This window comes from Marinobacter sp., from assembly GCF_048266785.1.
Classification (GTDB): Bacteria; Pseudomonadota; Gammaproteobacteria; order Pseudomonadales; family Oleiphilaceae; genus Marinobacter.
Window position 1 is genome coordinate 14,430 of sequence record NZ_JBLWYX010000019.1, and the last position, 21,907, is coordinate 36,336.

General features: G+C 55.0%; 30 protein-coding genes and 1 pseudogene. 16 read left to right on the forward strand and 15 right to left on the reverse strand.

Annotated features, from left to right (window positions below):
* Positions 1 to 56: 56 nt before the first annotated feature.
* The 3 genes from ACN0V1_RS18635 to ACN0V1_RS18645 are packed head-to-tail and all read right to left on the reverse strand — an operon-like array spanning position 57 to position 2,499.
* Positions 57 to 761 carry a hypothetical protein gene (locus ACN0V1_RS18635; protein WP_417546436.1) on the reverse strand — a complete coding sequence of 235 codons (705 nt, stop codon included), beginning with the start codon at positions 759 to 761 and terminating at the stop codon, positions 57 to 59.
* The gene (locus ACN0V1_RS18640) at positions 751 to 1,839 is read right to left on the reverse strand and encodes a hypothetical protein (RefSeq protein ID WP_417546437.1); all 1,089 of its coding nucleotides are present in this window, start codon (positions 1,837 to 1,839) and stop codon (positions 751 to 753) included. Before ACN0V1_RS18640 ends, ACN0V1_RS18635 begins: the two co-directional genes overlap by 11 nt.
* Positions 1,840 to 1,848: 9 nt before the next feature.
* On the reverse strand, positions 1,849 to 2,499 hold the full coding sequence (locus tag ACN0V1_RS18645; protein ID WP_417546438.1) for a hypothetical protein: 651 nt from the start codon (positions 2,497 to 2,499) through the stop codon (positions 1,849 to 1,851).
* Positions 2,500 to 2,922: 423 nt separating this feature from the next.
* On the opposite strand from ACN0V1_RS18645, the gene ACN0V1_RS18650 reads away from it, so the two are divergent.
* Positions 2,923 to 3,531 (forward strand): hypothetical protein, encoded by a 609-nt coding sequence (locus ACN0V1_RS18650; RefSeq protein WP_417546439.1) that lies wholly within the window; start codon positions 2,923 to 2,925, stop codon positions 3,529 to 3,531.
* A gap of 505 nt (positions 3,532 to 4,036) precedes the next feature.
* Here the strand turns inward: ACN0V1_RS18650 and ACN0V1_RS18655 are convergent.
* From ACN0V1_RS18655 to ACN0V1_RS18665, 3 genes and pseudogenes are all read right to left on the reverse strand, one after another.
* Complete coding sequence (locus ACN0V1_RS18655) at positions 4,037 to 4,303, reverse strand: hypothetical protein (RefSeq protein WP_417546440.1); 267 nt, start codon at positions 4,301 to 4,303, stop codon at positions 4,037 to 4,039.
* Positions 4,300 to 4,436, reverse strand: a pseudogene (locus ACN0V1_RS18660) (type II toxin-antitoxin system RelE/ParE family toxin); the annotation flags it as partial. The pseudogene ACN0V1_RS18660 and the gene ACN0V1_RS18655, both read right to left, overlap by 4 nt.
* A 156-nt stretch (positions 4,437 to 4,592) precedes the next feature.
* Positions 4,593 to 4,997: a hypothetical protein gene (locus ACN0V1_RS18665; RefSeq protein WP_417546441.1), complete on the reverse strand. Its 405-nt coding sequence runs from the start codon at positions 4,995 to 4,997 to the stop codon at positions 4,593 to 4,595.
* A gap of 113 nt (positions 4,998 to 5,110) precedes the next feature.
* Between ACN0V1_RS18665 and ACN0V1_RS18670 the strand changes: the two genes are divergently transcribed.
* The gene (locus ACN0V1_RS18670) at positions 5,111 to 5,485 is read left to right on the forward strand and encodes a hypothetical protein (protein ID WP_417546442.1); all 375 of its coding nucleotides are present in this window, start codon (positions 5,111 to 5,113) and stop codon (positions 5,483 to 5,485) included.
* A gap of 77 nt (positions 5,486 to 5,562) precedes the next feature.
* Here ACN0V1_RS18670 and ACN0V1_RS18675 read toward each other — a convergent pair whose 3' ends face one another.
* Genes ACN0V1_RS18675 through ACN0V1_RS18685 form a run of 3 tightly spaced genes read right to left on the reverse strand, consistent with a single transcriptional unit; the run spans position 5,563 to position 7,624 of the window.
* On the reverse strand, positions 5,563 to 6,657 hold the full coding sequence (locus ACN0V1_RS18675) for a tetratricopeptide repeat protein (protein WP_417546443.1): 1,095 nt from the start codon (positions 6,655 to 6,657) through the stop codon (positions 5,563 to 5,565).
* 8 nt (positions 6,658 to 6,665) lie between these two features.
* Positions 6,666 to 7,082, reverse strand: a complete 417-nt coding sequence (locus ACN0V1_RS18680; RefSeq protein ID WP_417546444.1) for a hypothetical protein — start codon at positions 7,080 to 7,082, stop codon at positions 6,666 to 6,668.
* A gap of 2 nt (positions 7,083 to 7,084) precedes the next feature.
* Positions 7,085 to 7,624 (reverse strand): hypothetical protein, encoded by a 540-nt coding sequence (locus ACN0V1_RS18685; protein WP_417546445.1) that lies wholly within the window; start codon positions 7,622 to 7,624, stop codon positions 7,085 to 7,087.
* A gap of 160 nt (positions 7,625 to 7,784) precedes the next feature.
* Between ACN0V1_RS18685 and ACN0V1_RS18690 the strand changes: the two genes are divergently transcribed.
* Genes ACN0V1_RS18690 through ACN0V1_RS18710 form a run of 5 tightly spaced genes read left to right on the forward strand, consistent with a single transcriptional unit; the run spans position 7,785 to position 11,115 of the window.
* On the forward strand, positions 7,785 to 9,548 hold the full coding sequence (locus ACN0V1_RS18690; protein WP_417546446.1) for a DNA cytosine methyltransferase: 1,764 nt from the start codon (positions 7,785 to 7,787) through the stop codon (positions 9,546 to 9,548).
* Positions 9,549 to 9,550: 2 nt separating this feature from the next.
* Complete coding sequence (locus tag ACN0V1_RS18695) at positions 9,551 to 9,802, forward strand: hypothetical protein (protein ID WP_417546447.1); 252 nt, start codon at positions 9,551 to 9,553, stop codon at positions 9,800 to 9,802.
* On the forward strand, positions 9,799 to 10,389 hold the full coding sequence (locus tag ACN0V1_RS18700) for a hypothetical protein (RefSeq protein WP_417546448.1): 591 nt from the start codon (positions 9,799 to 9,801) through the stop codon (positions 10,387 to 10,389). Before ACN0V1_RS18695 ends, ACN0V1_RS18700 begins: the two co-directional genes overlap by 4 nt.
* Before the next feature lie 10 nt (positions 10,390 to 10,399).
* Positions 10,400 to 10,846 carry a hypothetical protein gene (locus ACN0V1_RS18705; protein WP_417546449.1) on the forward strand — a complete coding sequence of 149 codons (447 nt, stop codon included), beginning with the start codon at positions 10,400 to 10,402 and terminating at the stop codon, positions 10,844 to 10,846.
* Positions 10,843 to 11,115, forward strand: a complete 273-nt coding sequence (locus ACN0V1_RS18710; RefSeq protein WP_417546450.1) for an HU family DNA-binding protein — start codon at positions 10,843 to 10,845, stop codon at positions 11,113 to 11,115. The genes ACN0V1_RS18705 and ACN0V1_RS18710 overlap by 4 nt, the downstream gene beginning before the upstream one ends.
* Before the next feature lie 35 nt (positions 11,116 to 11,150).
* Here ACN0V1_RS18710 and ACN0V1_RS18715 read toward each other — a convergent pair whose 3' ends face one another.
* Genes ACN0V1_RS18715 through ACN0V1_RS18730 form a run of 4 tightly spaced genes read right to left on the reverse strand, consistent with a single transcriptional unit; the run spans position 11,151 to position 13,172 of the window.
* Positions 11,151 to 11,720 (reverse strand): DUF559 domain-containing protein, encoded by a 570-nt coding sequence (locus ACN0V1_RS18715; RefSeq protein WP_417546451.1) that lies wholly within the window; start codon positions 11,718 to 11,720, stop codon positions 11,151 to 11,153.
* Positions 11,717 to 12,199: an RES family NAD+ phosphorylase gene (locus tag ACN0V1_RS18720; RefSeq protein WP_417546452.1), complete on the reverse strand. Its 483-nt coding sequence runs from the start codon at positions 12,197 to 12,199 to the stop codon at positions 11,717 to 11,719. Before ACN0V1_RS18720 ends, ACN0V1_RS18715 begins: the two co-directional genes overlap by 4 nt.
* Positions 12,196 to 12,585 carry a hypothetical protein gene (locus ACN0V1_RS18725; protein ID WP_417546453.1) on the reverse strand — a complete coding sequence of 130 codons (390 nt, stop codon included), beginning with the start codon at positions 12,583 to 12,585 and terminating at the stop codon, positions 12,196 to 12,198. Before ACN0V1_RS18725 ends, ACN0V1_RS18720 begins: the two co-directional genes overlap by 4 nt.
* A 5-nt stretch (positions 12,586 to 12,590) precedes the next feature.
* Entirely contained in the window at positions 12,591 to 13,172 is a 582-nt protein-coding gene (locus tag ACN0V1_RS18730; RefSeq protein WP_417546454.1) for a hypothetical protein, read from the reverse strand.
* 194 nt (positions 13,173 to 13,366) lie between these two features.
* Here ACN0V1_RS18730 and ACN0V1_RS18735 point away from each other — a divergent pair, with 194 nt between their 5' ends.
* The 7 genes from ACN0V1_RS18735 to ACN0V1_RS18765 all read left to right on the forward strand — a co-directional run bounded on the left by ACN0V1_RS18735 (position 13,367) and on the right by ACN0V1_RS18765 (position 18,692).
* Positions 13,367 to 14,263, forward strand: a complete 897-nt coding sequence (locus ACN0V1_RS18735; protein ID WP_417546455.1) for a ParA family protein — start codon at positions 13,367 to 13,369, stop codon at positions 14,261 to 14,263.
* Complete coding sequence (locus tag ACN0V1_RS18740) at positions 14,260 to 15,351, forward strand: ParB/RepB/Spo0J family partition protein (RefSeq protein WP_417546456.1); 1,092 nt, start codon at positions 14,260 to 14,262, stop codon at positions 15,349 to 15,351. The genes ACN0V1_RS18735 and ACN0V1_RS18740 overlap by 4 nt, the downstream gene beginning before the upstream one ends.
* Complete coding sequence (locus ACN0V1_RS18745) at positions 15,351 to 15,734, forward strand: hypothetical protein (RefSeq protein WP_417546457.1); 384 nt, start codon at positions 15,351 to 15,353, stop codon at positions 15,732 to 15,734. The genes ACN0V1_RS18740 and ACN0V1_RS18745 overlap by 1 nt, the downstream gene beginning before the upstream one ends.
* Before the next feature lie 179 nt (positions 15,735 to 15,913).
* The gene (locus tag ACN0V1_RS18750) at positions 15,914 to 16,855 is read left to right on the forward strand and encodes a hypothetical protein (protein ID WP_417546458.1); all 942 of its coding nucleotides are present in this window, start codon (positions 15,914 to 15,916) and stop codon (positions 16,853 to 16,855) included.
* Between the two features lie 43 nt (positions 16,856 to 16,898).
* Positions 16,899 to 17,513: a hypothetical protein gene (locus ACN0V1_RS18755; RefSeq protein ID WP_417546459.1), complete on the forward strand. Its 615-nt coding sequence runs from the start codon at positions 16,899 to 16,901 to the stop codon at positions 17,511 to 17,513.
* A gap of 2 nt (positions 17,514 to 17,515) precedes the next feature.
* Positions 17,516 to 18,052, forward strand: coding sequence for a thermonuclease family protein (locus ACN0V1_RS18760; RefSeq protein ID WP_417546460.1), 537 nt, complete (start codon positions 17,516 to 17,518; stop codon positions 18,050 to 18,052).
* A 1-nt stretch (position 18,053) separates the two neighbouring features.
* The gene (locus tag ACN0V1_RS18765) at positions 18,054 to 18,692 is read left to right on the forward strand and encodes a hypothetical protein (RefSeq protein ID WP_417546461.1); all 639 of its coding nucleotides are present in this window, start codon (positions 18,054 to 18,056) and stop codon (positions 18,690 to 18,692) included.
* Between the two features lie 42 nt (positions 18,693 to 18,734).
* Here ACN0V1_RS18765 and ACN0V1_RS18770 read toward each other — a convergent pair whose 3' ends face one another.
* The gene (locus ACN0V1_RS18770; RefSeq protein WP_417546462.1) at positions 18,735 to 19,661 is read right to left on the reverse strand and encodes a hypothetical protein; all 927 of its coding nucleotides are present in this window, start codon (positions 19,659 to 19,661) and stop codon (positions 18,735 to 18,737) included.
* Between the two features lie 209 nt (positions 19,662 to 19,870).
* Between ACN0V1_RS18770 and ACN0V1_RS18775 the strand changes: the two genes are divergently transcribed.
* Together ACN0V1_RS18775 and ACN0V1_RS18780 are read left to right on the forward strand one after the other, a co-directional pair.
* Positions 19,871 to 20,899: a hypothetical protein gene (locus ACN0V1_RS18775; protein ID WP_417546463.1), complete on the forward strand. Its 1,029-nt coding sequence runs from the start codon at positions 19,871 to 19,873 to the stop codon at positions 20,897 to 20,899.
* A gap of 135 nt (positions 20,900 to 21,034) precedes the next feature.
* On the forward strand, positions 21,035 to 21,271 hold the full coding sequence (locus ACN0V1_RS18780) for a hypothetical protein (protein WP_417546464.1): 237 nt from the start codon (positions 21,035 to 21,037) through the stop codon (positions 21,269 to 21,271).
* 74 nt (positions 21,272 to 21,345) lie between these two features.
* Here ACN0V1_RS18780 and ACN0V1_RS18785 read toward each other — a convergent pair whose 3' ends face one another.
* The gene (locus ACN0V1_RS18785) at positions 21,346 to 21,900 is read right to left on the reverse strand and encodes a hypothetical protein (RefSeq protein ID WP_417546465.1); all 555 of its coding nucleotides are present in this window, start codon (positions 21,898 to 21,900) and stop codon (positions 21,346 to 21,348) included.
* Between the last annotated feature and the right edge of the window lie 7 nt (positions 21,901 to 21,907).

Here is a 21,907-nt window from a genome sequence, read left to right on the forward strand (position 1 = left end):
CTTGGCTAACTCAGTGGCGTGTAGTTTGCTAATCAAAGACCATGCCCAACCGCCAGTTATGCACGCTGGCGCATGCTGGCAGGTACTTTGAGGTCTGACCAATGGGGTGGAAACGGCACTCTTCCGTTCTGTGTTTGGAGGTTGGCGAGTGTTTGCTGGTCAAGCCAACTGACACGCCGGGCCATAACAGGATTGCTGGCTAGAAGCCGCGCCAGGCGGCTGCAAAAAATCATGTCCGCACCACTAATAAACGCATTCGTCAGTAGAGATCGCGGCACATCGAAGCCGTGTAGCTCAATCATCAGCTGCTGGATATACGCGAGCTGTGGATTCTGGGGGAGCAGGTGCTGCCGCTGTAGCTCAGGCACGACAAGGTGGATTGGGGACTGAATAATGTGCAGTGTTGCATGGAGCCCATGGATGACCGCGCGCAGCATGTCTTCATCCTGGCCGGCAGCATATTGCTCAGGATTTCGCAGCAGCGCTTTAACCGCGAGGTTGGCCGCGAAGTTACCGAGCTGCTCGATAAAGAACATGGAGTTGCCCAAACCATGCACCTCGGTGTACATCCGCTCATAAGCCCAGGCTGCGGTTTGGCCAATGAAGTCATCATCTGAAAGATCACGCCATGCATTGTCACGGAAGACCCGAACTTGGGTGCGGCCGGTGCCGGTGGTAAAAACAACAACCTGGCCCTTGCCGACAGGATGGTGGCTTAGCAGGTCTTCTGGAGCAGCTGGGTCTTGAGCTTTAACGAGCATTGGCCATCACGTCAATTGGACGTGCTCCGGTACCGTTTTTGAAGTCGAGGTTGAAGAGGTGGCAGAAGTCGGCAAGCATGCCGGGGGTAACGTCTTTGCCATCAATGGATTTGAGCACGATGCTGGTTAAGGTTTGGGTAACATCGTTTTGCATCGGGCAGCGGAAGACCGGGAACATCCGGTGGTCCACCAGCTCCATGCGGCCTTGTGTGATCTGGCTGCTGGCCAGCTCGCCGGCGAGGCGCGCTTGATCGAAAACGTAGTCCTCGCTGATCACGCGCAGTTTCTCGTTGGTATCTCCGATGAAAGCGGTAAGCACCGACACACCGAAACGCTGCATTTCAAGTACCTGCGGCCCGAGCGCCTGTTTAAGAGCAGCCATGTTGGTGATAGCAGGGTTGCTGGCGCTGGGTGCATTAAGCAGTGAGGCCAGTCCCAGGTACTGGGGCGCCTGGTGGTGCTGTGCGGCGGTCACCATGTCTTCAATGATCGCCAGCGTGCGATATCGAAGATGGGTAGTCTGCAGCAACAGTGCCGGGTTGCGTGTGAGCACGGCCGCGCATTCTGCATCAAAGTCGGCGGGGTCAAACCGCTGCTGGTAGAGTCGAAGAATGTCCGGCGTAAAGGCGCCATTGATGGTCACCAGCTCTTGGACTTCGACTGCATATTCAGTGCTGGGGATCAGACCGGCCGCAATCAGATGGGCAACGCAGTCTGCAACAGGCTCCTGTGCCAATTTGGCCATGGTCATAAGGGCTTGGCCGGCAGCGCCCTCACTATCGGTATAGGGCAGCAGCTTGTGAATGCGCGCAGCCAGGTTGGCGGTAAAGTGACAGAACTGGCCGGCAATGATGGATTTGGGAACAAACCCACTTTTTAGATGGTTGCAAGCCAGCTTGAACGCTGCGCGCGCGGTATCGGCATAGCAGTCGTGCAGAAAGGCTGGATGAAACTGGTAGCGGCCGTTTTCATAGCGCGCATGTCTCACCAGATAATGCCCATGCTCGCCGGCAGTGACTAGATACTCGCCTTCTACTTGCGGGTCGAGCCAGGGAAGTGGCAACACTTGTGCGTTCATAATGGTTCCTTAGCGGAGAGACGGTCCAGGTTGGCGCTGATTCGGCGGGCTGACAGCCAGGTCACGGCAAGCCCGCTCAAGCGGTAGCTGTCCGTAACTGGGATCAAGGCTTTGTTCTGATAGAAGCGCGTTCATCCAGTGGTTGAGATGGAAGGCCAGGGTGTTGCGGTCCTCATCACGATCCAACAAAGGCCACTTCACGCGCAAAGAGGCGATGGTGGCAGAGCTACCCTGTATGAGCAGTGCTGGCGCAAGGTGTCTGGCCATATCGCTGATTGGACCGAGATTGGAGCCCAAGCTCGCGTTCGCCGTGTGGGCAAGCGCGTTGACCGCATCTGAATTGAACAGCACGAGGCTATTATCGAAGGCGAGGTTTCTGGCCTGCAGCTCGCTAAGCAGAGTTTTGTTGGCGTGACTAATGTGCAGCGTGGCGATGTGCTGACTAGGGGAGTCGCTAGACGTGAGGATGCCACTGGTAGCCATGCAAAACCGGTTGTTGCGAGAGTAGACAAGCGTTGTCAGTCGCTCGCGCTCGATCAAGCCAGCCAATTGCACTGGATCGGCCATCCCAGCAAACCGATCAACGCTGATAGGCGGCTCGCCATTGCCGGGCGTAACACGGTGGCGAAGTGTGACATTAAAGGGGCTGGCAAGGGCCATGCATCAGGTCTCTTTAATTGCGTATCGTCTCATTATACCCAAATGGCAAACGCACGCGATACCCAACTCCAGGCAAGGCCGTCATCACCCATTTGCGCGACCAAGCACCAGGCAGCAACGCCCCGGCACCAGCGCCAGCAAGACACACCCAAGCCGCCCCACCCGACCAACAGCCCCACCGGAACACACCCGAGGTTAAAAAATTATATCATCCCCAAGGGGGCAATCAGCCTAACCCAATCCACTCCCTGCCCAACCGCAGCCCCGTGCCCGCCGCAGGCGCCGCTGACCGCCTGGCCGTTCTCGGGCTTGTCTGGCCGCTCTCCGGCCGCATTGGGTTTTGCTCGCAAAAGGGGGTTCTTGTTGTCAAAGACCATCTTTGCTTGCATATAATAGGAGAGTACCCAAATACAGAGCTGTGCAATGTCTGATCTTGAGAACGAAAAACCCGGTCTTGTTGACGAAAAACAAGCCCCGCTTACAAGCGATGCACTCTCTGAGCACGTATTTGATGCTTTGCTGAACCACACTCACCTGTTACTGGCGTCGCCAGAGGAACAAGGAATCTCATCTGCAGAGCGGTTCTTGCGCATTATCGACGTTGTAAACGATATCGCTGTACAGGCTGCCAAAATGGGCATGGCCAACCGTTCCAATCTGTCGGCCATGCCGTCTTTTGAGGGCATGATTCAACCGGATGCCGACAAAGATCAGGGTGACCAAGCCTATGAAATCCGGTACCGAATGGTTGAGACTATTGGCAACGAGGAAAAGCCGTTCAGAGACCGCGTTTTTACCCTGGATGAAGCAAAAGCTGAGTTCGGTCAGCCCTTCCTTATGAAGTATTGGGGTGAGTTTGGCGAGCACACGCCAAAACGTCTAAGTGCATCAGGTGACCGTAAAGTCTGGTTTACGACCGTTCGTTACCCAGTAGACAGTCTTGCTGCCAAGCAACACCATGAGAACAAGGCCGATCAGGGTAACAAAGAAGATGCCTTTGATAGCCTGGTTCGCCGTGTTGGTCTCACCTGAACTGTTGCCAAGAACGACTTGCCGACAAGGCTGATAAGGCCATCAAGAAACCCTCCCCCACCAGCTCGACAGATCACGTCGGTTTTCTGGTTTTCTTGCCAGCAAGGCCTATCGTCAGCATCACCCTATCGTTCACAAATCCAAGTCACCAAGATAGTCAGCCTTTGAGGACAAAGCCTGATTGTGCGAACAAGAAACCCAGGCCAGCGCGCCAAGCCCCTCCCCGCGCGAAGCGCGCCAAAACAGACCCACTCGGTTTTTAAGGCCGGCTGCGCCGGGGCGGGTTGCACGGGGCCGGCCGGTACTGGAACTGGGTGGTCGTCTTGGGGATGATATAATTTGTACTGTGATTGCGCGGCGCTGCCGGCGTTGGGTTTGGCTCGGTCTCGGGGTGGCTTTGAAGCCGTGCTGGCGCTGGGGATCGTTAGGGGTGGCCTTGGGGATGATATATTTATTTGTGGGAGCGGGCGGGCTGCTCGGGTGTGGGTTGTTACGGCCGCGCCTGCTATTTCGTCTCTTCGGCGCGCTCGCGCCGGCTTAGCTCGTCGTTGATCAGTCGCATGTGTGTTCGCATGTACCGCAAATGCTCTGTGCGGCTCATGGTCCCCTTGCTGTGAATGGCGCGCAGAGAGTCGGGGAACAGCTTGAAGTCCTCATCCAGGCCGGGGAACTCTGATAGCGGCCGCTGCTTGTAGTTCTCGTAGAACCACCACGGCACGCAGATGGCCAAAACCATAAGGATCAGCCACCCTGCGTTAGTCATTTCCATCATCCGCGATCCTTTCGGCTGTGCCATAGCCGCAGCAAGTAGACGGCGTTGTCCGCAATTTCGTAACGCAACTCGTATGCCCGGCCAGAATCCTACGCACGTCAAGCGGATCAAACTCTTCAAGGCGCTCGCGCACAGGTCTTCGGCGCGGGTCGATCTGCGGCGCCGGTCAGTAGGTTGAATCGGTCTTCCCAATACTGCGCTTTAGCGTAGCACGTCTGCGCTTGTGCATGATCGCCCAACACAGCGGAAGGCGCTGGCCACGCCGCCAGGGCGCGGCCGAAAGGCAGGTTTATAGGTTGAGGGAGTATGATTTCGGCTGGTGGCGGGCTGCATCGCTCAGCGCATGATTGGACTCGCTTGCACGCAGTAGTTGCTCTAAATGAGCAATACGACGCTTGAGGTTGAAATTCTCGCTCAGCAAAGCGTCGCGGGACTCCATCAGCTCCTTTGCACTTGGCAAGGCACCCTCACAATCATCGTCCCATGGTTCGTCGTCAGCCACTGCCTGCTGGTGTTGCTGCTGGTGCTGGGCGACTGCCAGCTCATGGATGAACTCTGATACCAGGCGATTGTTGCCAGGCTGCAGCACAACGGTCTCGCCGGTCCTTTTCTGCAAGGTCGTCGCTCCGCGACTCAACGGCGATAGGCGCCAGCCCAACAGAAATGTTGACATGCTCTGAATGCTTGAAGTCATAGCGCGTCCCTGTCCTTCAAACCAGCAAATCAGGCGGGATTGCCTGCCGGTTGTTGATTGTGATATTCGCACATCGTAATATAATACGCAAACCACGCGCACCGGAACTTGACATGGCCAGCACCGATGAAATCAATCAAAAGCGATTCTTTGAAAGCCGCCGATCCTTTTTCTCGGACGTAACCAAGGAAATCTTACGCATTGTCCCAAAGGCCGTGTCTATCCACTGCTTCGGACTCAACGTTACTGGGCCTCGCATCTGTCCGACCGATTGGGACTTCATGGTATCGGTCCCCGCCAGCGTGCCGGCCACGGACGTTGATTACCTGAACCGCCTCACCTCACCTCTTGGTGAGTTTCGACATGTTGGCTCCAACCGGCTTGAGGTTCAGGTTATCTCTGAGAATGACCAAAGCCCCTGCGCAAATCTAGTTCGCCGTGAAGGTGTTGTGATCTGGCGCAAACCCTCTGAGGGTGCTGCGGCATAGACAGCAATCACGGCCTAGCTTTTTGCCAGGACCACCAAATGCTATTTCGAGGGTCGGGTTCACTTCACACCGTCCCGTTAATTGGCTTCACCAGTCAGGAAGCCGCTGATGACCTTCTGCTTGTACTTGAATAGCCATTGAGGATCATCTTTGGCCTTAATGGCACGCACGCCATCCAAGTAGTTCAGCTCTTTGCCGGCCATCTCACTACCCAGCTCGTATGCAAGAGAGAACATTGCAAAGGCACGCGCCTCATCTTCTATGCCGCGCTGTGACTGCGGCCTCAGCATGATTGAGTTAGCCTCGGTGAACAACTCTTCTGCAGTTGGCATTCGCCTCGGCTCAACAACAGCCGCTTCTGTTGTGGGTGAGTAACCAGCACTTGGCTCTGTACTTACGCCCTGTGCTTGCTGCAGCTCCCCCGCAGGCTCGCCGGCCAGCCCTCCTGCCAGCTCATTTGTGACAGGTTCTTTCGCGGCTGCTAGCAACGCCGGGTCAATCTTGGCCAGCAACTCTTCTGCTCGGCTATCCCCTGCTGCAATGGCTTGCTCAAAGTAGTGCTGCGCACGCCTCACGTCCTTCGGTACGCCATCGAGCTGGCCAGCGAGCCACATGGCTAGTTCCCGCTTTGCACGAATACTCGTCTCAGCCGCCTTGGTCAGACGCGCCTCACCTTCGGCTAGGTCAACCGTGCCCAGGTCGCCACGGATAAAGGTCAAGCCAAGAACACGTTCAGCTTCGGCATTCCCAAGCCCTGCTGCTGCGTACAAATGGCGGGACACCTCGGATAGATCGCGCTCTACCTTGTCACCGTCGAGATACAACCGGGCCAGTTCGTAATGAGCGCCAGCACTACCGTAGTTCGCAGCAGCCTTGAGGTTACTCACCATGTCATCAATGGCACCCCGCCGCTCATTCCAGCGAGCGGACTCCAGGTACTGCCTTGCCAGCTCTGGATATGCCTCGCTACCAAGCTCGTTGAGCTGGGTAACAACGTTCGATGGGGAAGTTTCAGGGGGAACAACTACCTGTAGAGATGGCTGTGCTCGATCAGCTGGGCCAAAGTCGTCGCTCTTTATGACCGTCCACGGATTTGCCGCTGCGGTCATGGAACTGGTGACCGCAATGATGGTGGTACATACAGCCGGGATGAGTGAATTTCGGTTCTGCATACTCTTCCTTAGATAGCCGATACGACGTATCCAATGAGCCTTGCATCGCCCAATGGAACCTCTCGTGGGGTATGTGGTGCGCAGTGGGTAAACACACTATCTGGCCCTTTGCCCTTAACCGTGCCAAAAACAAGCTGTTTGTCGTCCAGATAGCAGCGCACAGTGGCCTGCGCGGTAACCGGGTAAACCGTAATGTCCTCGGGTCGGTTTTTAGTCACGAGCACGGCCGTAGCGCCAATTGCTAAAGCGTAATGGGGTTGGAACCAGAAACAGCCCTCTCCAACAGCAATCGTTGGTGGAATGGGTAGCGTTGCCGGTGACTGATCGGATAGTTCAGCGCCAACTACAAAGCGCATAACGTCCTCAACGGTCGTAAGCAGTGGGGCAAGAAGGTTGCCACGTGGCGCGGTGGTCAAAGCCAACATGGTTAGGCGCTTTCCGGCAGGCACAGAGTAAGCCCAGCGCTGTTCGTGAGCCGTATTTCATCCCGCAGTACACATGACATGTCGTACCGATCTAGCGCACGGTCAAGTGCGCTTTTCAAAACGATCTGCAGGATTGCCCGAGCTTCCGACTCAGTATTGCAGTAGTGGCGCCCAATGTGACCAAGTGAGTCGTACTCATACACCTCAACCTGGAACTTGCTACCAGCCAGGTCACCATCAACCTCTACGGCATGGGTTACATAGCACACCAGTGAAAGCGCCTCACACCGGAACTCAAGCTCAGTTGACAGGTTGCCAACTCGGATTTGGCGCAGGTCATCAATAAAGCGCCCAGCAGTGTGGGTACGCTTTCCTTTGGCATCCACCGCGATCAGCTGATTAAAGGCACCATACTGCACCGGCTTGTTATGTGCATTCAGCGCGAAAGATGCACGACTGATCATCTTCCGTTGCTCTGGGGTCATAGCGCCGTCAACGCCCTGCCGTGCTCGCGGCGCGAACTTCAGGATATTTGCAGTCACGTCAGTCTCCTTTGCGCATTACTTTTGCGTATGGTAATACGATAAACTAATTAAATACATCGCGCCACTGGATTTTTATGCCTAAAACCCTTGAACACTAGGCCTACGGTAGCCCTGGTGCTATTCTTTGATTCTGGTTTTATATTATCTGGCGCAGATCATGAACGGATACTACATCAAACGAATTGGCGAGAATCGCGGTAAGCCCCGCATTTGGCTTGAAGACCAGATGATCACGCGGGCAAACCTCAACCCAGGTGATCGCTATGAAATCAGCATCAAGGGCGGTGCCTTTATGCTGCGCGCTGATCCAAACGGTAGCCGCGTCATCAGCAAAAAGGAGAACAAGAAGACCGGCAAGGTCACCCCCGTTCTCGATATCAATAGCGCCGAGTTGCTGAGCCTGTTTGATGGGATGGAGTCAGTGCGACTGGTTACGCGCAAGAACGAAATCCATTTCCTCCCCCTTGCCACTGAGATTCGCAAGAAAGAGCGCCTTCAAAGGCTCAAGATGAAGGTTCAGAGCGACACGCCGCTAGACGTGGCGAGCCTATCTCATGGCGGTGGGTTGCTGTCGCATTCGGTCAAGGCTGGCCTGGAGAAGGAAGGAATTAGCTCACGGCACACGCTTCTCAACGAAATTCGCCCGGAGCTTCTCGATCACTCCCATGCTGTCCACTCATGGGATGACCGCACCATTGCGGTTGGGGCGCCTATGCAAGAGCTTGCCTTTGACGATGCAGCCATGCGAAAGCTGGAGCGTGCCGATATCGCAGAAGCGGGCCTACCCTGTTCTGGCGCCAGTGTTGCCGGCCGGGCAAAACGGGGAACCAGCATGCCGGAAGAGCACCCGGAGGTTGGGCATCTTGTTGTTGCCGCACTGGTCATTTTGGCCCGCCTGAACCCTGCCGTTGTGCTGCTTGAGAATGTCATCCCCTACGCCAGCTCTGCGTCAGCTAGCATTCTGCGCAACCAGTTGCGGGACATGGGATACGTTACCCACGAGACCGTCCTTAAAGGTCAGGACTTCAATGCCCTCGAACACCGCGACAGGTGGGCCATGGTCGCAGTAACAGAAGGCATGCACTTCGACTGGTCGATGCTCCAAAAGCCGGAAAGGATCGACATGAAGGTCAGCGACATTCTCGACGATGTTCCTGATGACGACCCGTCGTGGAGCGAGATGACCGGCCTCAAAGCCAAGCAGGAGCGCGACTTGGCAGCGGGGAAAAACTTCAAGATGCAAATCGTCACCAAAGACGATGAACGCATTCCTACCATGACCAAAGGGATGGCCAAGAACCGGAGCACCGATCCGAAGTTTCAGCACCCGACCAACCCTGAACTTCTTCGCGTGCCCAGCCCCAGTGAGCACGCAAAAGCCAAGCAATACCCCCCAACACTAATCGAAGGGCTCAGCAAAACTTTAGCCCATGAAGTGCTTGGCCAGGCTGTTCTGAATGATCCATTTGAGGCGTCTGCCCGTGCCATTGCCAAGTCGATCAAAGCGTTCGCTTTTGAAAATGACATTGATGATGTTGTGACCCTCGCGAAGGAGCTTTGCAATGAAATCACGGACTACGCGGGCCTTGTCACTGACCAGATCAGGCCACCCGTTGCAGGAGTGAGCTACACCGGCCGCATAACGGTAAACGACCTCGGCGTGGCGATTCAGGACATTGGTAATGGCGTCGGCATTCTGCACCGCCATGGCGCTGTCACAAGCTGCAACCTGGGGGAGGAAGTGACCATTCGTTACCAGACGAAGAAAAGCGAGCCTTATGTTGGGCGAAGCGATAAACCTGCGCCTGCAGTTACCAGCGAACTGCAGAGCGCTGCAATGATCCAGGCACACAGCCCGGCCGAACAACACGGGCTGTTTGATCAGCCCAGCACCAGCGCACAATCACCGAGGATGAGATAATCATGGACCTCAATACTTCCTGCCAGCAGCTTGATCAAGCAATTGCTCTGCTCAACAACGACACCCTGCTCCAGCCGACCACGCGGTCTGAATTGCAGAGCCAAGCTGTTCTTTATGCTGCACTGCTTGGCGATATCAAGTCCAAACGCACTCAAATCTGCCCGGTCGCACGCAATGACATTGCCGGTGTAGTCAGTGACTTCTGCCAGCTGATTGAAACGGAACTCTCTACACCTACAGGGGTAGCGCAATGAAAAGTCTGGATGAGCGAATCACAGAGCAAAGCCGCAGCATCATGGACCGTGCCGTGGGTTTGATGAAGCACATTGATCCAGCCTTTGTGGCAGCAGCGACTATGATTGGCATTGCACCGCTAACCGGCATCCAGTTTGCCGAGCAGATGGAAGCCCATGGGGCGCTTCGCGCTGCCGACCCCGAAGCCTACAACGCCATGATTCAGACATTGCCCCAGACCATGACCGAGTGGGTCAAGGCCACAGTGCAAGACACGCTGCCGGTTGCCGGTATGGCTGAAATGGGCCGACTACTGGTTGCCAACCTGGTCGCGCCGGTAGCGGCTGGATTTACAGCTGGGCTAGCGCAGAAGTTTGGCACTATGCATGATGAACTTAATCAGCTGCGGGCCGACTCTGGAGCCCGGCAGCATGCTTCGCCAAACGGAAGCGGCCGCACTGTTCAGGAGGTACTGCACAAGGCGGCACCGGACGCACCGCGCGGTGCGACCCCGTTGTCGGATGCTCTGCGCAACGGCCTCAAGGGGCTTGAGCTAAACTCAAGCAGCCAGACACAAAGTCAGGCACCTCGCGGTCCACGCAACTAGGAGTCATTGAATGCTTGAGCTGGTGTCCCAGCCGCTACTGCTAGCCGCTTCGATTGGTGCCCACCCTCTAGCCCTCATTACGGGCAGGGCACTCGGGGATGCTCGGTATGCGAAGGCAAGCAGCATCGGCCTGTGTGCTATTGCCACCATTATCTGCCTGACCGCTGGGCTAGCTTCGGCTCATAGCTTGATGATCACCTTAGCGATCCTCGCCACCTATGGCGCTGCCGGCCTCATCCTGTACCGGGTGAGGCTTACGCAGGGCTCCTATGACTTCTACTCAACACTGGCAGGGGTCAGTGTCTTCACGACCCTCACGCTGACTCTCAGCGGGCTTTACCAGTCGAACGTTTGGCAGACATTTTCCATCGTCACTTCGGCCGGTGTTGGCCTATCAACCCACTACCTGACCAAAGCTTTTCTCAAGAAAACCAAAGAAAGGAATACCACTGTATGAATAAATCCGAACTCGTTGCAGCCATTGCTGACAAGGCAGACATTTCCAAGGCCAAAGCCGAACTCGCGCTGACCACGCTCACAGACACCATCAGCTATCAGCTGCAGAAAGGTGAGGCTGTCACCCTGGTAGGCTTCGGCACGTTCTCGGTCAAGGAGCGTGAAGCTCGCCAAGGCCGCAACCCGCAATCCGGTGAGTCCATCCTGATCCCTGCTCGCCGCGTTCCCGGCTTTAAAGCCGGCGCCAACCTCAAAGACGCTGTAAACTGAGTCGGTACCGGGGCGTGATTACCACGCCCCATCCCCTACCCCGCATCGCACTGACCAGACACCAACCTGGTGTAACACTCTACTGGTCCCATTACCCGCTCGATGACTATGCACTCTCGGGAACGTCCATGCCGGCGCTTTAGCACCTGTTGGATTGCTTCAACCAACATGGTCGGATTCTGCGTAGCTTGCTGGTGGCTTACCCTGAATGGTAGCCAGTCAAATTGGGAGAAGAACAACCCGCGCTCACGGTCTGAGTGGTGGCTTTCAAGGTATTGGCCATGGTGCGCCCACCCATCGACCTCAACGTAAATCCTGTAGCGAGGTAGAGCGAAATCAGCCCTGAACGAACGTGTTGCGAAGGGTTTGAACTCAGATACGACCTCACCACCGGAGAACCAATCGCCAAATGCGTGGATTAGGGCAAGACGGATAGACGCCTCGCCTTTAGAGACCCCTGATGATGAAGCTGCGCCTGTTCGGCGCTTGGACGCCGGGGTTGCTTTCACTGCCTGCTGTTGAGCGGCCTTGATTTGAGCGGCTATTGCAGGGTTGATCTGTCCTGCTCCAACTAGACGCTCAAGCTCCCCCTTTTTCAGTCTCATCCGCGTCTGAACAAGCGCTTATCATAAGAGTGGGTGGCCACTTCGATGGTCGCTTTCTGGGACTCTTGGTGGCTGGGATTCATGACGTAGTTGTCGCTATGAGGCATGATTTTACTGGGCACCTTCAACAGCAGCGACTCGCCACTTTCTAGCCATTCATCACCCAGCTCCTGAGTGTAGGCAAGGCGTTCCTCCCAGTCTTCTGCAAGATCGTCGGGGTTTACTTCGACAACCGATACGTCGCCATCGAACCCAACCTGTAGCAGTTGGTACTGATCTGGAAGCTCGCCATCGTCGCCTTGGCCAAGGTGAACCAAGGTCTCAAGCATCGCCCCTGACGCGGTACCCGACAGATAGACTACGGGCTTACCCTGAGAGTGCCAGCGGCCGGAGGCGAAGTAGCCACCCTTACCGGTAAGGTCTGCGAAGGGACTGATGCGCCACAGGTTGGTCACCTGTCTTCGCTTAACACCACTCACAGCACATATCCTTCTGCCGACTGCACCAGCCGCACAAGTAGCGGTTCAGGGCCGATGCTGTTCATCGCCAAGGCCTCAAACGGGCTTATGCCCCCCAACCATGACTGCGAGCGCAACAGCCACTTATCGCCTGAATCATCACCTTGCAAGGTGATGGCTAGCGCCCTGACCTGGGCAACGGCGTAGATCGTCGCGGCAGGCAATGGCAGATTCTTTGGAGCGTCACCGGGGATAACGCTCGGCGCCCTGGCCATAACTTGAACAAGGACGCCAGCGTCCAGCGCTCCTGCGCTTTCCACAACAGGGATATCTGCCCCTAACAGCCTTTCCATTGTTTGCAGATAAACTGCGTAGGTTTCTTGGCGAAGCCCCTGCTGTAGATTCATACCAATCACCCCATCCGTGGGCCACGCGAGGGGCGATCACCTTCTAACGAAAGCTCCATCGACTCACGCACATTGGCCACTACTGATTGCTGGGATGCCAAATTCTGCTCGACCTCTCGCTGCAGCCGGTGAAAGTCACCACGCACTGAGGAAGAAGCTGCGGCTTCGGCTCCCTTCTGCTGAATCACCTCTTTGAGCTGCCCATGGGCAGATTTGAGACCTCCCATCAGCTGCTGCCCGTTCTCAAGGAACTCAGTCAGCTTGGCACGAGCCTCGTGCTTGTATTCAGCTCGATTCTGCAGCTGCTGCCCGCCAACCACTAAGGCAGCACCGGCAGCTACAGCAGCAACAGTCAAAACTGGTGCGGCGGCCAGTCCGATGACCGGCGCTGCAACCAATCCGACAACACCCGCTGCTGCGATCAGTGCCCCAGTAGCGAACATGCCAAGCTTGCTTGTGCGGGCAGCCTCGGGAGACATGAACTTATTCTGCTCAAGCTCATTACGGATATCCGCCATCATTGCCCGCGTGTTGCCGCCCAACCGCTCAACCTTAATCAGATTTTGTTCCAGGGTCGCGGTAGTCATACGATACCTCCTTATTGGCATCCTATATTACTATACCGGAATATATCACAGGATTTGCCTTATATCTATTCAGGCTTTCCGTGTATCAAATATGCCTTGACCGTGTATCAAATTGCGCTATTGTGTGTATCAGAAAACATATCTGCATGCACCTGCATTGCGGGCTACCACTAACAGGCCACGGAACGTCACAGATGAACCCAGTACCCATCATTGCCGCTACCAATCACAAGGGCGGCGTAGGAAAAACGAACTCTGTTCGCGTTCTGGGGCAGGAGCTTGCCTCAAATGCCAAGCTCAACAAGGGCAAGCCCGTACTGATCATTGATCTTGACCCCCAGTGCAATACATCCGGGCGGTGGAAGCTGGTTAGACCGAATCACAATGGTGACCTTACCCCTATCCCCCATCCAGACCTAAACGGGGACAGCTCTTCTGTCTGCGATGTTTGGCTCAAGCTGATTGATCCCGCAAAGTCGAGCTATTACCCGACCCCTTATGTAACCGAGCATGAAAACCTGCATGTGGTGCCTGGCGATGAAGCCCTAATGTATGCGGTAACGAAGCTGCCGGAAGACCGTCAACGCTTTGTTCCCCAGCTGCTGCGCAAATGGCTCCGCTCCTCTGAGATTTCAGAAAAGTACAGCTTTGTGCTGATTGATACGCCACCTGCTAAAGGCGACCTCACCAACGCCGCACTTAGCGCGGCAACCCATGCGTATGTCCCATTCATTCCCGAGCCGCAATCTGTCAACGGCCTGTTCTCCATTTTGTCTTATCTGAATACCCAGCAAGGGAATCGCGAGTTTGGTGACAATCTGATCCTGCTTGGCTTCTTGCCGAACATGGTCACGAGCACCAAGCTTCATAAAGAGGCTCTGTCAGCCTTACGCAAGCACGATACGTTTTCAAAATTCCTCATGCCGATGCAGCTCAAACGACGAATCGCCTACGCAGAGACCGATAACACATTGGCTGAGCCGGGTGATGTTACGTCCGAAGCCACATCCAACATTGCAGTAGAGGCACGAAGGTTCGCGCGCCACGTCGGTGAAGCTGCTCTTGGAAATAGCCAGGGAGCCCGCAAATGAGCCGCAAATCCATCACCTTCGACATGGGCGAGCTGGCAGATGTTGCTGCAGCTCAGACGAACAACATGCTGCATGCTCACATGGAAAAGTATGAGCCTTTGCATGCAATTTTTGACCTCAAGCCCTCACCCAAAAACCCACGGCGACTGTCGCTTGATCGTGCGGGCGTTACCAGTGAAGTCATCAAAGAGCTACGCATTCGCGAAGGCGAGGATCGAGCTGCCTGGGAGGGTCGATTAGAGACTCATCTTGCGAGCGTTACCAAAGCCGGTGATCGCGAGAATCAAGTTGTTTGGGAAGAGTTAATCGCTATGGCTATCTCGATAGCCAACAATGACTTGCTTCTCCCGATTGTTGCCACACGTGACCGGGTAATCGTCTCCGGCGAGCGCCGCTGGACCTCTTCGATTATTGCCGGCAAAAGCACAGTTAAGGTTCTGCTGCGTGACGTTTCTGGCTCACATGAAGTCGTGCTTCGCTTCATTGAGAACCTGATCAGATCGCCACTATCTTTCTCAGAAACATTGATGGGCCTGCGCGACACTGTGTCAGCCATGTTTGAAAAGCCATGCGGACCCGACATGACGGAGCTGGATTACAAGGTTGTTCAGTCGCTCATGGGTAAAGGTGTGACTCAAAGCAGCCAATACAAAACCTTCTGCATGCTGCCCGATGATGACCCGGTTCTGTGCGCCATTCTCAATGGTGACTTCCCCACCCAACACGATGCGTATATTGCTGCCAAGCAACGTATTGCAGCGCTTCAAAGTGGCGAGGTAGAGGACACCACCCCGCCGTCTGATGACGGATTGGCCGCAACTAAAGCGCCAGCTCCCGCAACAACAAAAGAGAAAAGGGCCAAGGTCGCCAGCCGCATACCTGGCACCGAAGGAGGCAAGCTCTTCCTTCAGGCAATCAAAACAATGCCTAGCCTGCCTGACGATGTTGCTGCAGAGGTGGATCAAATTAGCAGTCAATGGGCGGCTGCGCCGGACAAGGCGAGAAAGAAGATGCTGACCGGGCTGCTGAACACCCTGTTTGACTCCCTTGATGAGCTTGACGATGTTGAGTCCGAGGCCGGCAACTGATGCGAAAGCCCCTTGTTTCAAATGTGCCCATTCCTGGCAGCCAAGGCGCTAAATCTGTTGCCTACCAGGCGTGGATCATGGAGTACCAGTACCAGGCCGTTACTGAGGCCTGGGGCTCATCCAACATCGGCTGGCCTGAGTGGACCGCCAACGCCCTCTCTCGACTTTACGATGCCGAGAAAGAAACACCAGGCACCATCAAGCTTCTCCTTTCATCTTGGCCACGCGGGCGCAAGGGGAAAAAAAGGTTGTCGTTCAGACTTTCGCCCGAAACTTTGTCTCATTATCAAAAGCTTGCCACAGACAATAACGGAACCATCCAAGGCCTACTCGCTCACGGGCTTTATATCGAAGCAATGGCATCTGGCACCGGCCGTAGCTAACCCTCTTTAATCCCCCCCCCTTTGCACCCCCCCTTTGGGCACCTAAATCATTAAGGTCGCTCACTGGGGGGGTTATTTTTTTATGTATTTAATTTTGCTCTGATTGCCATTGACAACCGCGTCAGCTAGATTAGAATTAAATACATATTCTGGTACTGTAATACGATACGGAGAAAAGCATGGGCGGGCTTATTCAGGATCGGGCTTACCGTGTTACCAAACCATTCAACATCAAGGGACCATCCCCCACGGTTGACTCTGTACTCTATGTAGAGTCTTCACGCTCTGGGTCTGCCAAATTAGTGTTCTCGTCCCCGGCCGGTCATCTTTTCAGACTTCGGCTTAATGAGTCTGAAATTGTGAACAAGCTCACACTTGCAAAATTTGTAACACTTCCCCCAGCCCTGCGGGCTAAGTTCCATATCAATGATGAAGGCCAGCGCCTTCATTTCCGCAAAGGCAGCATATTCGCCGTGACAGGCGACAACATGACCGTTGCCAATGGAACTCGCATGCTCTGCATTGAAGGCGGCAAACAGCCCCTGATGAGCTATGTGAACAGCGCCGGGAAGGCTCTACACTGGGAGCCGAAGGATAGCGAGCTTGTTAAGCTTGCTCGCGCTGACGGTGTTTATGACAGCACCCATTCGGTGGTGGTGGATACTCACTGGATGAAAAACGCTTTCCCCGGCCACCGACCCGTTTTCTCTGCAACTTTGAGACACGAAGGGCACGAGCTTAACGTTTCCCGCAAGTCTGACAATCAGACCGATATTCTGGTTATTGAAGGCACGCCAGGAGCCAAAAACGGTATTGGGTGCATCATTCGCGAGAACTTAGGCACGGCCACGGCATCAAAGAACTGTACATTTAATGAACTGATCGAGGCCTTTGTTCAGTTTAAAACTTTTGAATATGGCGTTTGTTCTTTTGAAAAGGCTGTTGATCGCTTGGTATCCAGCAACCGTGAAGACAATCGCTTAATTACCGAACAGGCAACACGGCGCCAAAAAGAGAAGGAGCAGGCGCCCGAATCGAACACTACTGGAACTGTGCTCGCAGCTCAGAATCGCAAGCGTGGCGCGTATTGGAAGCTAATACAGCAGCAATACCGCCTCTAATGCCTTGCCAACAATTGCTGCGATGTTCCTATAGGAATCCTAAATGCTTCCTCCCGTAAAGCTGTATTGGCTTAAAAAGAAAGACGACGATCTTCTTATAGTCGCGAGCGTCAGTTCGGCTGCCGCTGCAAGGCTCTTGCGCGTTCACACCAAAACACTGCGGCGCGACGGTGGTGTATGGTCCCCACAAACTGTGAATAAGATGGGAGTAGATGAACGCGCATTTGCCATGGCCATGCAGGAAATCGACACGGTTTTCCGGTACAAGGCCGGCTGGGCGAAATGCAGCAAGCTTAATGATGGCAAGCCCGCGCCAGCTGCTCGAAACAACTCACCGACCCCAGCTGACGACGCGGTGCCCATGCCGCGTTTAATCACGCTTTCCCATGAGTATGCACGCATGTATGAGGCTGCTGGCGGTGCCGCATGGCTCCGAAACGCTATAGCGGCCGCAAAGGACTCTGATGCTGTTAGGCCAACCCGCGTCATGGGGGAGTCTGAACGGAAATTCTCTGTTCGGATGAGTAACAAGCTTTGGCACCGCCTGCAGTCACTTGGTGGCAAGACATGGATTCGGCATTTGATCTACAAGGCCCACAACGAGCACTACCCCTCAAAGCCCAGGCCGAATGAATCACAGAAGGCGAGTCAAGACTGACCATGATGAAGATTTTGAAAATTACAGCTTGTATCTCATTGCTCTTCGCTGCCCATGCATCGGCTGCAGCGATTGAAGGTGTTGGCCATATCAGTCGTGTTGTAGACGGCGACACCATGGTTGTGCGAGTTTCACATGATCAGACCTTTCAGCAGTTCATAGCAGCGGCTCAAGGCAATGATCGGCGGATGCGCTATATCAATCGCAGGGACCAGACAATCAGGGTACGACTCGGCTCCGTTGATACAGCCGAATCAGTTCACGCCAACCCAAACCGCAATAGCGCCGAGGGCGCCCGCGTATCCCAAATCGTCAAGCGCATGCTGGACCGACAACCTGTTAGCTTCCAATGCTATGACTTTGGCCGCTACGGCCGTAGCATCTGCAACATTGGCTTCAACCTTAATGGGCGCCCGACTGACCTTGGGGCGTGGCTGATCGCAAATGGGTACAGCCGGTACGTGACCGCCTGGGGCCGCAATCCCTACATGGATGCTCAGTACCGTCAAGCCGAAGCACACGCTGACAGCAATTTGTAATATGAACCTTAGCCTGTTTGACACACCCGCGAATGATCAACCGCCTAACGCCAAGGGTGACAAAGTACGGCCCGTTGTAAGGTCGGATCACAGAAGACTGGTGGAGCGTGGCGGGAATGGCCAAACCGGTATTTTTGATACCGAGCACTACATTGTTTGGGTGCGGGAAAGTGAGGCAGCTGTAAGACTTTCCCATGGTGGCAAGGCCATTGCCACCCTATCTACCTGGGTTGATCGCGGCCACTATCTTGACTGCATTGAAACCGCTGTTGACGCCTTCCAAGGCGCGCTAACCAACTTCTCGGTAACACGTACGTCCACGCTGGATGTTGGGATATACCTAAGCCTCATTGATGTGCCCCACGTCTCCAGCAAAGATGCTCATGGAGCAACCTGCTTAAAAGCCTTGGAGCATAACCGGTGGTACTCTGCCGACGCTCAGGGGGGCTCAACAGGCGATCCCTTGGCCAATAGCTGGGTGATGGAGAACAACCAGGTCTTATCGTCGATTTCACTGTTACGGCACAAAGATCGCAGCATCGCTCATGTCTGCGATCTTGTTACACAGCTGCGCTTGCTTGCAGGTGCTCCAATGCCGGCAACGTCCCTGTCAGATCGACTGCAGGGCTTACCGCTTTGACGATCAGATAGGAGCTGCTGCTGCAGCTCCGAGAGGGGACAATCAACCGAGAGCCGGGCCAGAGGTTTTCAGTTTCATATCAGGCTGAAGTTCTGCCGCCTGTTTAAACCCCATGGCTGCCGCTGCTGCGTGAATCTCGGGCTCAATGTATTCGCTCACTCCGTTGACGGCTTCTACCTTGTAGAAGGGAACGCTAGCACTGCCATCTGGGCGCTCCTTTGCATCTGCAAACAGAACCTGGCCACCAAACTCCTTGACCCCCAACTTTGAGCACTGCCCCTGCAGCTGGTCGAACGTCAATACTTGCTTGTCATCCTCAATGACAGCTTGCGGTGCATCATCAGGCTTACTGCCGGGGGCATAGAGCACTTCGCACTCGCGAACAACGTACTCGGACTGGCGAGCGAAGAAGGCCTCATACGCAGGCAAATAGGCGCTAACAGAACCCTCCATAGCCAGCTTGTGGGTACCGCCTCCAACATCCTTGAGCACAAACGAATCAGGGTTGGCGACCAGCTTGGCCCTCGCCTCGGCCTCAACCACAACTGAACCATTCTTGGTCACCAGGCAAACCGACTCTTCACCGGTCCCGGTGTTAAGCAACTGAGCCATGAACTGACCATCAGATAGAACTCGCTTACCAGCATCAAACGGCGCGGGCTTGGCATGAACATTTGCTGATCGCGCAGCATATTCACAGCCCAACTCGTGCATTGCGTTGCGTAGCGCTGTGTCTATGTGGTTGTCGTTCATGTAGGCATAGAGGGGCAAGTAAGGGGTGCCGTCGCCTGGGTCTTCTACCCCTGCGTCATCACCAATTTTGAGGCCTGTCCTGTGCAGCACATCCCACCGCACTCGCTCAGGCCTATGCCCCTCCAGCTGACCATACAGCTCAAACTCAGGCCAGCGCTTGACCTGATTCTCAAGCAATTGCTTCAAGGTCTGGTAGTGCTCACTTTGAATTTTCATTTCAGCCCCTTTGATTGCGCTTTGTATTACTATACCGGAATTTCTGGAATTGGTTGGATCATTTTAGTACACCATCGAGCTTGCGATGGACCGACTTAACGACCATCTAAATGATTTTCAAAATATGCTTGCACGTGCAATCATTTAGGCATACAGTTAATCCATAGCCGGTCACCAGTGACCTGGCATCACCTAAAAGGATCACGGACATGACTATGCAAAGCGCGCTTCACCCCGATTTCAACAAGCAGCTGGAGCTTGAACCCGGCAACCGTAAAACCGCGATGCGAGCCATTGGCAAACCGGTCGAGAACTACCGCGTGTCGCCACGCGATATCCGCGTTATTCCGGGCCTCAATCCTCGCGTTAAAGATCGCGCATACTGGGAGGGGGACGAAGCGCTTGGCGTCACCGGGATCATTGATCTTGCCAAGTCGATGAAAGCCAATGGTTTCCACGAGCACATGCCCCTGGCTGGCTTTGTTGCTCGCGAAGACGGGAAGGACGTGTTGTACCTCACTGAGGGCCACCGTCGCCTGGATGCAGCCTTGTACTGGATGGACAATCTGGGTGGGCCAGAAGACCTGCTGGTCCCCCTTGTCCCCCGCTCCAAAGAGCTGACACCTGTACAGCTGAATTACGACCTGCGCTCTTCCAACCAAGGTGAACGCTTCCGCCCCTATGAAGACCTCATGTGGGCATTGCGTATGATCGACGTATACGGTCAGTCAGAGGCCATGATTCTCGCTAAATCGAATATCTCTCAGTCTCTGCTGCGCAGCATGCTGATTGTCGGTCGCGGCCCCAAGGAAATTCTGGAGCTGATTGAAACCAACCAGATTGCCATCACCGTTGCCGGGGACATGATCACCAAGCATGGCCCGGAAAAGGCTGTCGAGCTGCTTACCAAGGCCAAAGCCCTGTCGGCGGCTGACGGGAAAGGCCGGATTTCCAAGCGCTATCTGCCTGGTGAGGGCTTCAAAAAAGTGCTGGCAAAAAAATCGAGCACCATTTTCGATGGTGTCTGCTTGGTTTACCAGGACGCCGGCTACTCTGGCCTCTCTGATGAGACACGCCAGGCTATCGAAGACATGATGGCCGGGCTGGAAGAAGCCCGCGCCCAGTTGGCCGAGAAGGAAGCCAGAGCGCTTGAAAAGTCCGCTTTGGCCGAGCAGATGGACGAAGCAGAGGCCGAGTTTGAGCGTAACGAGGCTGCTCAAGCCAAAACGCAAGACTGATAGCCGCGCCGGCCAGGACACCTCCCGGCCGGCTTCATCTGACAGCGACTTAGGTACCATTTGCAGCGTCTTTTCAAATCTGGCAGTGTAACTCGCCCCAGCCCATTTCGGGCTCATGGCGATAGGAGGCAATCTATGCCAACCTACAGCGTTCCCTGCTACGAATGTCGCAACCCTACGAACGTCGAACTGCCTTACTTCAACCTCAATGAAGACCAATTGGAAGCGGTCGCCAACGGTGAAAAACTGACCCTGACGAGGGATAATCTGCACCCCTTCCCCAATTCCGCCGATGGTAAGCAACTGCCTGAGTCATGGGATGACTATGACGATCACGTCCCTGTTTGCTCTGATTGTGGGAGTGACTCATAAGGTGCCAGAAACAAGAAAAGGATGGCTTCGGCCATCCTTTTTTTTGAGATTTGCTCAGGGTTGCTCAGGCTTGTTCACCCTAGCCGCAACTTGGCGCTCTGGCGTTGATCGCTTTGCTCAACGGCACTATGCAAGCCTTCAAGTCCGCGAGAGAGCAAGCTTGATTGACTTGCGGAAGACTGGTTCAGACCTTGCAGGCCCGCAGCCAGCTGACTCGATGCGCTACCCTTGGTTTCATTCTCGGGGCCAGTAAACTTCTGCTTGAGAAACTCGGTGGCATGAGCAGCAGCTTTAGCGATTAGGGCCAAGGCTGGAAGTGCAGGAGCTGCCGCCAATCCGGCCATTGAAACATTGCGGCCAACGGTCTCAAAGCCACCGACCATTGCAGTTTTGATTGCCTCCATCGGGGCCATGTCTCCAACAGAGGCTTTCAATGCCCGATAGGCCTCAACACCCTCATTTTGGAGAACTTGAGAGGCCTCATAGCTGTCGAGCCCAGCCCCACCCATAATCATCGCAGCAGCCGGCGCAGCGGCCAGTACCGCCACCAATACAGTCGGCGTGCCACGAATCTGCTCACTGAACTTTGAGAAAAGTGAACGGTTCTGCTCCATAAAGCTATTCGACATACCAGCG